Below are 11,929 nucleotides of genomic sequence, written 5' to 3'. Positions count from 1 at the left end.
TCTGAATTGGTCATCGTTCACAGCTGTTTAAAATAAGACTCTCAAAAAAGAATATAATTCGAAAATACCGACAACCTCAGCGCTGACTGACAATTGCCAGCCAAGGCTGTTGCGCGCAAGGTAAACCTTCTGGGCGATAATAATGATCAAGAATACGAAAACCTGCATCCTCTAGATATTGAGCAGTCACCTCTAACTCCATATAGTGACCAAAACGATCACCATTCCACCCTTCCGCCGCCCCTCTTGGATTTGAAGTAAATAAAATCCCATTTGGTTTCAACGCAATATAGCATTTAGACAAAACCTCACCGAGCATCTGACTAGGGACATGAAACATAGAAGCATTAGCAAAAATCCCATCAAAGCACTCTTCCCCTAAATCGAGATGACAAAACGACTGATTCAGCACAGGACAACCACTATGTAATCGAGCCATCTCACAGAAAGTCTTACTTCCATCGAGCCCAGTAGGAGAATGACCTAAGGTTTTAAAAGAAAGAAGATCGCGCCCCGGCCCGCAACCGAAATCTAAAATATCCAACCCCTTTCGTTGCGGTAATGCACTTAATAAAGCATTAATGTTCTGGCTTACGTCATGATCACGAGTACCTTGCCAAAAAGACGCCGCATTCGATTCATAATGCCCTAAAGTCACGCGTTCGATTTCGCTTAAACTTTCTTTGCTATAGCTATTACTCATATAGAAATTCGCATAAATAATTTTTACAAATGTCTTTTAAAATAATGACATTAGCTTACTCATCACCCTATCTTAGCGCGCTTCAAATGGATCAATACAGAATCAAATGGAGAAAACACGACAAAATTGATTGGTTCAGCGCCGACAGGATGCCATAAACATTAAGCATGTGGCATACAACATCAAACGCTAATACCTAATGGTAAGTTAGCTTCGAGAAATCATAGTATTATTAAGAAATGGTCGGGATGATAGGATTTGAACCTACGACCCCCTGCACCCCATGCAGGTGCGCTACCAAGCTGCGCTACATCCCGACTAAGATCTTGAAAGTGAACACTTTCAAGTGGCGGTTATCTTAACTTAACACTCTGAATCTGGAAAGATTTTTTCCTCTTATTGAGTGATAACCTCTTCCCCTATCACCATGATTGTTGCTGTCTGGTTATAGTGACCGATTGAACCGCCCTGAGTTGCCCCCTGCTCGCCAAATGTATTGAAACCAATAACAGGCACATCCTCGCCACAGACTTCTTTAACCAGACAGATATCATCTACATCTAAACGTGCTTTTAATAAATGACGTAAGATACAGTTAAAAATGATCACCGCGCCGATTTTCTTTGGGCTACCAGCATCGATAATAGCCTTCTGTAACGTTTCCTTAAAACGCTCCCTCGCAATCTCCGCATCCGTTTTCATTTCACGCAGAAATGCACCTTTGGGAATTTCCGCATAAAAGCTCACACCACCGTCATCATGCACCTGTTGAGCGCTTTTGATTGTGTACTCTGCGAAAACATCAGATGATTTAATACCAAAAGGGTTTTGAATAAATAGCTCTGGCGTCAGTTCTTCCCCACCTAACAGCTTCTGAAGCACTTCTGTTGCTGGCTTACCATTGAGCATCTGCACCGTCCGTCCCTTAGCCTGAGTAACAACAGCACCTTTATTAGCTGCCACGTAAGGATGGCCCATAGCGGTACCAATTTTTAAGCCACTGCTAAAGCTCGCAACAACCGCAGAGTCTTGATGAACACCATTGCTGATTTGATAACTTTTAGCATCTGAGAAATCAGTAGCTGTTGAACCACCAATAACTTGAGAGACCGTGCCTGTTTCTAAAATGAGACTACGCAAGAAAGCTTCTTCTTGTGCTGAAGTACCATCAGGTAAGACCATATTGATGCAGGGCTTTATTCTAGAGACCTCTTTTGCCCCTTTACTGTCTAAAGCAATGGCCATTAAAGACATGACCGCAGGATTTGAGAGTAAGTTTGAATAAGCTTCGCGAATAGCATCTTTGGCGGCTTGTTCTGGTTGCTTTGATAAGTTTTGACCGACACCTAAACCGACACTGAAATATGCGCTCTGTAGTGTCATTACAACAACGCTCGACTCCTGCGGCCCATGTTTAAGGCTAGAAATTTCTCCCCAGGAGCTACCGCCTACAATGGGAACAACATCTCCTACAACCGACCTAATGTCACTGTAGGCTTTCTCAACATCCAAAGAGAAACTAACAAAGCAGATGACCAAGTCTGGTTTAGGTGTGGACTCCATGGCCTGACTTGCAGCCTCAGAAGCATCTTGGTCATGACCTAAACCTACTCTTAAAATCGCCATCTCTACTTTCCTAGCTGGTTTAACAACCTAGATGCTAATCAAGCTATAGAGCACAGCCAACCGCTAAGGCGTGAAACAGTGCCAAAGTGTAAGTAGAAATAAACTATATAAGTAAAACGGGCGTTTAATAGAGGGGCAAAATTAAGCACTAAGAGCAAACTAGCGCTTAATAGATTCCAATAGATCTTCTAATTCGGAGATAGTCTGTCGAAGCAACTGCTTATATTGGCTTTGATCATCTTCATTATTGTCACCCGCAAGATACTGTTTAGCACCACTTAGGGTGTAACCTTGATCGTGCAACAAGCTTTTGATCTGACGGATCAACAAAACATCCTGTCGTTGGTAATAACGGCGGTTGTTTCGTTTAACAGGCGAGATTTGTGAGAACTCTTTCTCCCAATAACGCAATACATGCGCCTTGAGATCACAAAGCTTAGCAACTTCGCCAATCGTAAAATAGCGTTTACCCGGGATCGGGTTGGGATCGTTACTCTGGGGTGTCTCCAGCATAGGTTTCGACACGGTCCTTCAGTTTCTGACCTGGGCGGAAAGTTACAACGCGGCGAGCCGAGATAGGTACTTCTTCCCCAGTTTTAGGATTCCGGCCCGGTCTTTGACGCTTATCGCGAAGGTCAAAGTTACCGAAGCCGGACAATTTTACCTGCTCGTTAGCAGCCAGACATGCCCGGATTTCATCAAAGAACGATTCCACCATCTCTTTGGCTTCACGTTTATTTAATCCTAGCTCTTCGTTCAGGCGTTCCGCCATTTCAGCTTTTGTTAACGAGCCCATGATAAATCACCTTTCGCTGCTTATTCTCGCAATGAGGCACCAAACTCACTGGCTAGTGCAGAAATAACCGCACTTGTGGCGCTGTTTATTTCTTCATCATTAAGAGTGCGCGAAGGATGCTGCCACGTCAAGCCCACAGCAAGACTTTTTCTACCTTTTTCAATACCTTGGCCTTGGTAAACGTCAAAAAGCGTTACTTCTTTAACGAATTCACCCGCTTCTTTTTCAGCCAATTGACGAACTGAATCGAAAGCTACGCCCTCATCTACAATAAGTGCTAGATCTCGACGAGACTCTGGGAACTTAGAAATTTCTTGGTAGCGAGGCAGTTTGCCTTGAGTCAAAGCAGCTTGGTTAATCTCGAAAAGATATACCGCACCATTCAGACCCAACTCTTTAACCAAGTTAGGATGCAATGCACCAATGTAACCAACTTTTTCGCCATTACGTTCAATACGCGCAGTCTGACCTGGGTGCAAAGCAACATGACGATCAGTTACAAACGTAAACTCATCTTCAGCTCCACCTAGGGAAAGCAGGCTCTCTAGATCACCTTTGATATCAAAGAAATCAACTTGATCTTTACCCGCATTCCAACCTTCAGGATCTCGCGCACCTGCTAGCAAACCAGCAACTACGTTTTCCTGAATGATCTCATCACCAGAAGTTGGCAGGAAACGCTGGCCGCTTTCAAATAAGCGAACACGCGCTTGCTGACGGTTCTGGTTGTACTGCAACGCTTTTACTAGACCTGGCCAAATAGTCGTACGCATCACCGCCATTTCAGCAGAGATTGGGTTAGCTAATGCGATACCTTCGAATTGGTCATCGAACTGCTTTTGTAGGCCAGCCTCAATAAAGCTATAAGTGATCGCTTCCTGATAGCCACGTGCGATCAATGCACGACGAACATTCTGGATTGTTACTTTAGTTTCATCGTTTGCCTTGATTGGCATAGACGCTGTTGGCGTACGTACAGGTAGGTTGTTGTAGCCGTATACACGCGCTAATTCTTCGATCAGATCCACTTCAATTGCGATATCAAAGCGATAAGATGGAACAGAAACGTGCCACTCACCTTCCGTAGAAGTCTTCTCTACAACCAAACCAAGACGCGTTAAGATCTCTTCAATCTCATCAGCTGGCATTTCAAACGCCAGCATCGCATTCACTTTGCTATGACGTAGGAACACCTGACGTGCAGCTGGTAACTCATCTTGATTAACAGTTTCAACAGCTGGACCAGCTTCTCCGCCTACGATCTCAAGGAGAAGCTCTGTAGCGCGGTTAATTGCTTGATTTTGCAACTGCCAATCTACACCACGTTCAAAACGGTGAGAGGAATCTGTATGCAAACCATAAGAACGCGCACGGCCCGCAATCGAAATCGGGTTAAAGAATGCACTTTCTAGGAATATATTCTGTGTTTCAGAAGTAACACTGGTCGGCTCGCCACCCATAATACCTGCCATAGCAACTGGGCCATTAGCGTCGGTAATTGCCAACGTGTCAGCATTAAGCTCAACTTCTTGACCATCTAGAAGTGTTAGCTTTTCACCCTGCTCCGCACGGCGAACAACAATACCACCGGATAGTTTATCCAGATCGAAAGCGTGCATTGGCTGACCAAGCTCTAGAAGAATATAGTTCGTTACATCTACAACTGGATCGATGCTACGTACACCCGAACGCTCAAGCTTCTGTTTCATCCACAATGGTGTTTCTGCTTGTGGATTGATACCACGAATAACTCTGCCAACATAACGTGGGCAATCAGCAGCATCTTTTAGCTCTACAGGGAAAGTAGCATCAATACTCGCATCAACTGCATTGTCAGCAACAAAAGTAACTGGCGCTTTATTTAGCACACCCACTTCACGTGCTAAACCAGAAATACTTAGACAGTCACCACGGTTAGGCGTTAGATCTACATCGATAACTTTATCATCTAGATTTAGGTATTCACGAATACAAGTACCTACAGGCGCATCCGCTGGAAGCTCCATGATACCGTCGTGATCATCTGAAATACCTAGCTCATCTTCCGCACATAGCATGCCGAAAGACTCTACCTGACGTAGTTTCGCTTTTTTAATCTTAAACTCTTTGCCATCTGGAGTCGGTAATACCGCGCCCACAGTTGCGAAAGCTGTTTTTAATCCGGCACGCGCGTTAGGTGCACCACATACAACCTGTGCAACTTCACTACCATTAGTGACTGTGCAAACCTGAAGTTTATCTGCATTTGGGTGCTGCTCAGCCGTTAGAATTTCACCTACGATAACACCGGTAAAATCTTTAGCTGCTGCTTCAACTTCGTCTACTTCCAGACCTGCCATTGTGACTTGATCAACTAGCTCCTGCGTACTGATTGCAGGGTTAACCAACTCGCGTAACCACTTTTCACTGAATTTCATTTTGCTTTCCCGAAAATCCTGTTAATAACCGCTTAAAACGTTGTCTTGATCAGTTGAACTGATTCAGGAAACGCAGGTCGTTTTCAAAGAATAGACGCAGGTCATTTACGCCGTAACGCAACATAGCCAAACGCTCTACACCCATACCGAAAGCAAAGCCGGTGTACTCTTCAGGATCGATACCTGAAGCTTCAAATACTTTTGGATGCACCATACCGCAACCGAGTACTTCCAACCATTTACCATCACCACGGTCTATATCAACCTCAATAGAAGGCTCAGTGAACGGGAAGTAAGACGGACGGAATCGAACGCGAACATCTTCTTCGAAGAATTCACGTAGGAACTGCTCTAGTGTGCCTTTTAGGTCAGCAAAACTGATATCTTTATCCACAATCAAACCCTCTACCTGATGGAACATTGGAGAGTGCGTTTGGTCGTAGTCACAACGATATACACGGCCTGGGCAGATAATACGTAGTGGTGGTTCTTGCGATTCCATTGTACGTACCTGAACACCTGAAGTGTGCGTACGCAGTAGTGTATTCGCATTAAAATAGAATGTGTCGTGCATAGCACGAGCCGGATGGTGCGAAGGAATATTTAGCGCTTCGAAGTTGTGGTAATCATCTTCGATTTCCGGACCTTCTTCTACCGTATAGCCGATACCACCGAAAAACTCTTCAATTCGTTCCATGGTTTTAGTCACAGGGTGTAAACCACCTAGTGCTTGACCACGTCCTGGTAAAGTTACATCGATCGTTTCAGCAGCAAGCTTACTTTCTAGCGCTGCAGCTTCTAGTGCTGTTTTACGCTCATTAATCACTTCTTGAAGCGCTTGTTTAGCTTCGTTGATCTTAGCACCAGCTTGTGGTCGCTCCTCTGCAGATAGCTTGCCTAAGCCTTTAAGAAGTGCAGTAAGTTCACCCTTTTTACCCAAGTATTGAACGCGAACATCGTCCAACTGTTGAGTAGTAGTTGCCGTAGCGACAGCTTCAGTACCTGCTGCCAAAAGGCTTTGAATGTTTTCCATTATCCGGCTCCGAATAGAAGGATAAATACGGTAATTGGTTAGTAATCAGTTACTTTGCCCAGTTTTCCCTAGAAAACTGGGCAAAATAACCGAAAAAATAGGGGAAGAGTTCGCACCCTTCCCCTATTTCAAAGTAGTCGCTTACACGACACTGGGTGCTAGCTTACGCTAGAGAAGCTTTAGCTTTCTCTACGATTGCTGCAAATGCGCCAGCTTCGTGAACAGCAAGATCAGCTAGAACCTTACGGTCGATCTCGATGTTAGCCTTTTTCAGACCAGCGATGAAACGGCTGTAAGACAAACCGTTGATACGAGCACCAGCGTTGATACGTGCAATCCACAATGCGCGGAACTGACGCTTACGCTGACGACGGTCACGGTATGCATATTGACCAGCTTTGATTACCGCCTGTTTAGCAACGCGGAATACACGGCTACGAGCACCGTAATAACCTTTTGCTTTTTTCAGGACTTTCTTGTGACGACGACGAGCAACAACACCACGTTTTACGCGAGCCATGTCTTTCTTCCTCTAAATTCTGTTAGCTAAAAAATCGATTAAATATAAGGCAGCATGCGACGAACCAACGCCTTGTCTGCAGCGTGTACCTGCAGCATAGGGCGAAGCTGACGCTTACGCTTAGTAGATTTCTTAGTCAGAATGTGACTAGTGAAAGACTGCTTGTGTTTGAAGCCGTTAGCGGTTTTCTTAAAACGCTTAGCCGCACCACTGTTAGATTTCATTTTAGGCATTACTAAAATCTCCACGCATTCGTTAATTTTTTTTCGCCCGAAACAAACGACAAAACCCGTAGCCAACTTTTACAAGTCAGTCACGGGTTAAGGAAAGTAACGAGTTACTTTTTCTTCTTCGGAGCTAAGACCATGACCAGTTGACGGCCTTCCATCTTAGGACGCTGTTCTACAGTTGCTAACTCTTCCAAATCTTTCTCGATTCGTTGGAGTAACTGCATACCCAGTTCCTGATGGGCCATCTCACGACCACGATAACGTAAAGTTATCTTGGCTTTATCTCCTGCTTCAAGGAAACGTACCAGGTTGCGTAGCTTGACCTGATAATCCCCTTCTTCCGTATTAGGACGGAATTTCACTTCCTTGATCTGGACCTGATGCTGCTTTTTCTTGGCTTCATTCTTTTGCTTTTTCAGCTCATAAAGATGCTTGCCATAATCCATCACTTTACAAACGATGGGATCAGCTTCAGAAATTTTCACCAGATCAAGTCCCGCTTCTTGAGCTGCCTCAAGAGCGTCATTTACCGGTACGATGCCAATCTGTGTTCCGTCTGGACCAATAAGTCTGCACTGTTTAGCTACTTTCAGTAGATTCTCATTGATCATGGGCTCTTCTCTGCGAGCGCCCCTTCTATTATCACGCCTGATAGTCTTATCTCCTGACTGTTTTTAGACTTATGAGTCCTGACGACCTTTCTTAGCGACATCACTGCTAAGAAGGTTTACAAATTCATCTAGAGGCATCGCTCCTAGGTTTTCACCCGTACGAGTACGTACAGCAACCTCACCCGCCTCTACTTCTTTATCGCCTATTACAAGAAGGTAAGGCACCTTCTGTAAAGTACGCTCGCGAATTTTAAAGCCGATCTTCTCATTTCTCAAGTCTGACTCGGCTCTGAATCCTTGATTTTCAAGATTTTGAACAACTTTTTGACAATAATCAGCTTGTTTGTCCGTAATATTCATCACAACCGCTTGCACTGGTGCCAACCAAGTTGGTAATGCACCCGCGAAGTTTTCGATCAAAATACCGATAAAGCGCTCAAAAGAACCAAGAATTGCACGGTGTAACATCACAGGCGTTTCACGCTCACCCTGCTCGTTTACAAACTGCGCACCAAGACGACCCGGCATAGAGAAATCAACCTGGATTGTACCGCACTGCCATACTCGGCCAAGACAATCTTTCAGAGAGAACTCAATCTTAGGACCATAGAATGCACCTTCACCTGGTAGCAGCTCCCATTTCAGGCCAGCATTATCTAACGCATCAGATAGCGCTTTTTCTGCTTTATCCCAGACTTCATCGCTACCTACACGCTTTTCTGGACGCGTAGACAGTTTGTATTGAATCTCTTGGAAACCAAAATCTTCATACACTTCGTGTAGGAAATCGATAAATTCAGAGACTTCACTCTGAATGCTATCTTCTGCACAGAAGATATGTCCATCATCCTGAACGAAACCACGTACACGCATAATACCGTGAAGTGCACCTGATGGTTCGTTACGATGACAAGAACCAAACTCAGCCATACGTAATGGTAGGTCACGATACGAACGTAGGCCTTGGTTATATACCTGAACGTGACATGGGCAGTTCATCGGCTTAACAGCGAAATCACGGCTTTCAGAGTGAGTTGTAAACATCTCTTCGGAGAATTTTTCCCAGTGACCGGACTTTTCCCAAAGAGTACGCTCTACAACCTGTGGCGTTTTTACTTCAACGTAGTTACGACGACGAAGCTTTTGACGCATGTATTGCTCAATGCCCTGATACAACGTCCAACCATTTGGATGCCAGAACACCATACCCGGCGCTTCTTCTTGCAAATGGAACAAATTCAGCTGTTTACCCAGTTTTCGGTGATCACGCTTCTCAGCTTCTTCTAGACGGTGCAGGTAAGCTTTAAGGGCTTTTTTGTCGCCCCATGCAGTACCGTAGATACGCTGAAGCATCTCGTTGTTGGAATCACCGCGCCAGTATGCACCAGCAACTTTCATCAGTTTAAATGCTTTTATGTGACCAGTAGATGGTACGTGCGGGCCACGACATAGATCGATGAAGTCGCCTTGAGAGTAGAAAGACAGATCTTCAACATCTGGAACAGCTTGAAGCAACTCAACTTTGTACTTCTCGCCCATTTCATCAAACATTTTGGTCGCTTCATCACGACTCATTACTGAACGAGTAACAGGTAGGTTCTGCTTAACTAGCTCCGCCATTTTCTTTTCGATCTTTTCTAGATCTTCTGGTGTAAATGGACGCTCGTAAGCAAAGTCATAATAGAAACCATCTTCAATAACAGGCCCGATCGTTACCTGCGCACCAGGGAACAATTCTTGTACAGCCATAGCCATCAAGTGAGCAGTAGAGTGACGGATAACTTCTAGACCTTCATCATCACGTGCAGTGATGATGGCTAGATCGGCATCATTTTCAATAGTGAAAGAGGTATCAACTTCTTTACCGTCAACTTTACCGGCCAACGCAGCTTTAGCTAAACCAGCGCCGATATCAGCAGCAACTTCAAATACAGTAACAGGGTTAGCAAACTCGCGTTTGCTACCATCTGGTAGGGTAATTACAGGCATGTTATTTCCTTGATTTCAGTGGTGACCCATACGTAAGGCCACTTATATTCGATACAAATTACTTACCGTACAAACCAAGTACGTTGTAAGTTGGCGCGATTATAGGTCAATCAAAGAAAAGGAGCTAGGACTATGTTCACTGAGGATCTATTCGGAGCCTAAACCCTTCGGCAGAGAGATTCGGATATTAATGCCTTTACCTTCGTTACTACTAAATTGGATATCGCCAAGCAGTCTATCCTTTACAAGCTCATGGATAATATACATCCCCATACCGGTTCCTCCTGAACCTTGCCGGGTTGTATAAAACTGTTCAAATACATGCTGTTGTACCTCTTCAGTGACTCCTTCGCCGTCATCATCATAAATAAGTACGTATGCTTCGGGCGTTACCTCACTGCTAAACGTTACAGTGCCGGCAACTGTTCCATCTTTAAAACCATGCATTAACGAATTGGTCAGAAGATTCGTCGCGATTTGTGCAATAGCACCAGCATCCACATTTAATTCAATCGCGAGATCAATATTATTCACAACCTCAACAGGAGCGTTCTTGTATGAAGGCTTTAAACTGAGTAATACATCTTGGATATATTCTCGCAGATTTATCTCTCTCTCTTGCTCACTGATTTGATCAACGGCTACTTGCTTAAAGGCCTGCATTAATTCATGTGCTCGGGTTAAATTCGAATTTATTAATTCACCAGCTTCACTATTATCTGTTAAGAACTTCTCGAATTGTGTGCGGGTCATTGTATTGTTTTGAAAACTATCTAAAACCTCTGCTGTTTCATCAATTAAAAAAGAAGAGGCGGTTTTCGACACGCCTAAAGGTGTGCTGACTTCATGTCCTATACTGCTAACTAGACGCTCTAATGCAGATAGTTTTTCGCTTTGTAGTAACTCTTTTTGAGTTACATCTAACTTATGCTGAGTTGCGCTTAACTGTGCTTCTCTATCTTCTAACAGTTGCTCATTTAGCTTAACTTCAGCTTCCAGCTTTTCTTGATATTCACGCATCGCTTGGGCATTAGCATGCAAACGTTCATGTTGTTGGGAGAATTTGTGATAGAGGAAACTTATTTCATCATGCTCATGATTATCGGAATAAGTCAGCTCAGCGCATTCTGATAACTCACCGTCCTCTTCTTTTGTATTGTGAGCAGTTGAGGCCTCCAACAACATAGCTAATTTATGCAGAGGAACTTGAAATAGATAATGGTGGATTACGTAAATCGACATAACGAGGAAAGCGATGACGGCACAGATCATTAATGCCAACTTCATCCCTAGAGCCTCACCACTTTTAATTGCAGGCTCTATGATGCTATCAACTTCCAATATTCCTCTTACATCTCCAAGTTTCCAATCCACTTTAGGGGAAAAGGCATGGCTGTTGTGACACTTTACACATGCATCAGCGACCAAAGTGTCAGCAATAGCGACACGCACAACACTCGCACCCGCCTCATTCTTTAAGACCTTTATATATTCAGATTGAGGGTTGTCTTTAAGGTAATACCAAGCCTGAATTGCAAACTCATCTAATTGTCGTTCGGCTCGATTAGGAAAAGGATAAAAACTGTATAACTTGATCTGGGTACCTTGTTGAGTAAATTGCTCACTCAATTCATGCACCATTGTTGCGGGTAAAGGAATACTATTTGTCGTGCTCTTATGATCAATGGTGACATCAATATCAGAATGTAACAGCACTTCACCTACTACATTTTCCGTGTAATACCCTCTCAAGCGCTTAAATTGCTCAACTGTTTGTTCCGCTCTTTTCTGAGCTTCATCTATGGCTTGTTGTGTGATCGTTTTCGGTAAGTAGTACAGGATGGCAATGACTAGCAGCGTCATTACGGCTAATACAGGAAATATAATTTTCCAAACCAACGACTTACGAACCTGCATCCCCCACCCTTATCGCCTCTAGATAACTCTAAGAAAGTATAGGAGCAATTTTTAGGTTTGTTTAAATAACATAATCACTCATTTCAG

The 11,929-nt window shown here is 44.0% G+C and carries 11 protein-coding genes and 1 tRNA gene; all 12 read right to left on the bottom strand.

Annotation, left to right across the window (positions count from 1 at the left end; all coding sequences use genetic code 11):
- Positions 1 to 76: 76 nt before the first annotated feature.
- The 12 genes from ACMXYW_RS04950 to ACMXYW_RS04895 all read right to left on the bottom strand — a co-directional run bounded on the left by ACMXYW_RS04950 (position 77) and on the right by ACMXYW_RS04895 (position 11,842).
- Positions 77 to 703 (bottom strand): class I SAM-dependent methyltransferase, encoded by a 627-nt coding sequence (locus tag ACMXYW_RS04950; RefSeq protein WP_415905435.1) that lies wholly within the window; start codon positions 701 to 703, stop codon positions 77 to 79.
- Between the two features lie 240 nt (positions 704 to 943).
- Positions 944 to 1,020, bottom strand: a tRNA-Pro gene (locus ACMXYW_RS04945).
- 79 nt (positions 1,021 to 1,099) lie between these two features.
- Positions 1,100 to 2,329, bottom strand: coding sequence for an FIST signal transduction protein (locus ACMXYW_RS04940; protein WP_415905434.1), 1,230 nt, complete (start codon positions 2,327 to 2,329; stop codon positions 1,100 to 1,102).
- Positions 2,330 to 2,488: 159 nt separating this feature from the next.
- Positions 2,489 to 2,842 carry a MerR family transcriptional regulator gene (locus ACMXYW_RS04935; protein WP_415881840.1) on the bottom strand — a complete coding sequence of 118 codons (354 nt, stop codon included), beginning with the start codon at positions 2,840 to 2,842 and terminating at the stop codon, positions 2,489 to 2,491.
- Positions 2,820 to 3,125 carry an integration host factor subunit alpha gene (gene ihfA, locus ACMXYW_RS04930; protein WP_415881841.1) on the bottom strand — a complete coding sequence of 102 codons (306 nt, stop codon included), beginning with the start codon at positions 3,123 to 3,125 and terminating at the stop codon, positions 2,820 to 2,822. The genes ACMXYW_RS04935 and ihfA overlap by 23 nt, the downstream gene beginning before the upstream one ends.
- A gap of 20 nt (positions 3,126 to 3,145) precedes the next feature.
- On the bottom strand, positions 3,146 to 5,542 hold the full coding sequence (pheT, locus tag ACMXYW_RS04925) for a phenylalanine--tRNA ligase subunit beta (protein WP_415905433.1): 2,397 nt from the start codon (positions 5,540 to 5,542) through the stop codon (positions 3,146 to 3,148).
- Positions 5,543 to 5,591: 49 nt separating this feature from the next.
- On the bottom strand, positions 5,592 to 6,575 hold the full coding sequence (gene pheS / locus ACMXYW_RS04920; RefSeq protein ID WP_415903126.1) for a phenylalanine--tRNA ligase subunit alpha: 984 nt from the start codon (positions 6,573 to 6,575) through the stop codon (positions 5,592 to 5,594).
- 163 nt (positions 6,576 to 6,738) lie between these two features.
- A complete protein-coding gene (gene rplT / locus ACMXYW_RS04915; protein WP_415881844.1) occupies positions 6,739 to 7,095 on the bottom strand; it encodes a 50S ribosomal protein L20 in 357 nt (118 codons plus the stop codon).
- Positions 7,096 to 7,133: 38 nt separating this feature from the next.
- Positions 7,134 to 7,328: a 50S ribosomal protein L35 gene (rpmI, locus tag ACMXYW_RS04910; protein ID WP_007022505.1), complete on the bottom strand. Its 195-nt coding sequence runs from the start codon at positions 7,326 to 7,328 to the stop codon at positions 7,134 to 7,136.
- A gap of 104 nt (positions 7,329 to 7,432) precedes the next feature.
- Positions 7,433 to 7,978 (bottom strand): translation initiation factor IF-3, encoded by a 546-nt coding sequence (gene infC, locus ACMXYW_RS04905; RefSeq protein WP_415905870.1) that lies wholly within the window; start codon positions 7,976 to 7,978, stop codon positions 7,433 to 7,435.
- Between the two features lie 27 nt (positions 7,979 to 8,005).
- Entirely contained in the window at positions 8,006 to 9,925 is a 1,920-nt protein-coding gene (thrS, locus tag ACMXYW_RS04900) for a threonine--tRNA ligase (protein WP_415905432.1), read from the bottom strand.
- 147 nt (positions 9,926 to 10,072) lie between these two features.
- Entirely contained in the window at positions 10,073 to 11,842 is a 1,770-nt protein-coding gene (locus ACMXYW_RS04895; protein WP_415905431.1) for an ATP-binding protein, read from the bottom strand.
- Positions 11,843 to 11,929: the final 87 nt, after the last annotated feature.

Source organism: Neptuniibacter sp. QD48_55, assembly GCF_047778115.1.
Taxonomy (GTDB): Bacteria; Pseudomonadota; Gammaproteobacteria; order Pseudomonadales; family Balneatricaceae; genus Neptuniibacter.
Note: the sequence above shows the minus strand (reverse complement) of the source record. Positions and strands in the feature narration are given on the sequence as shown.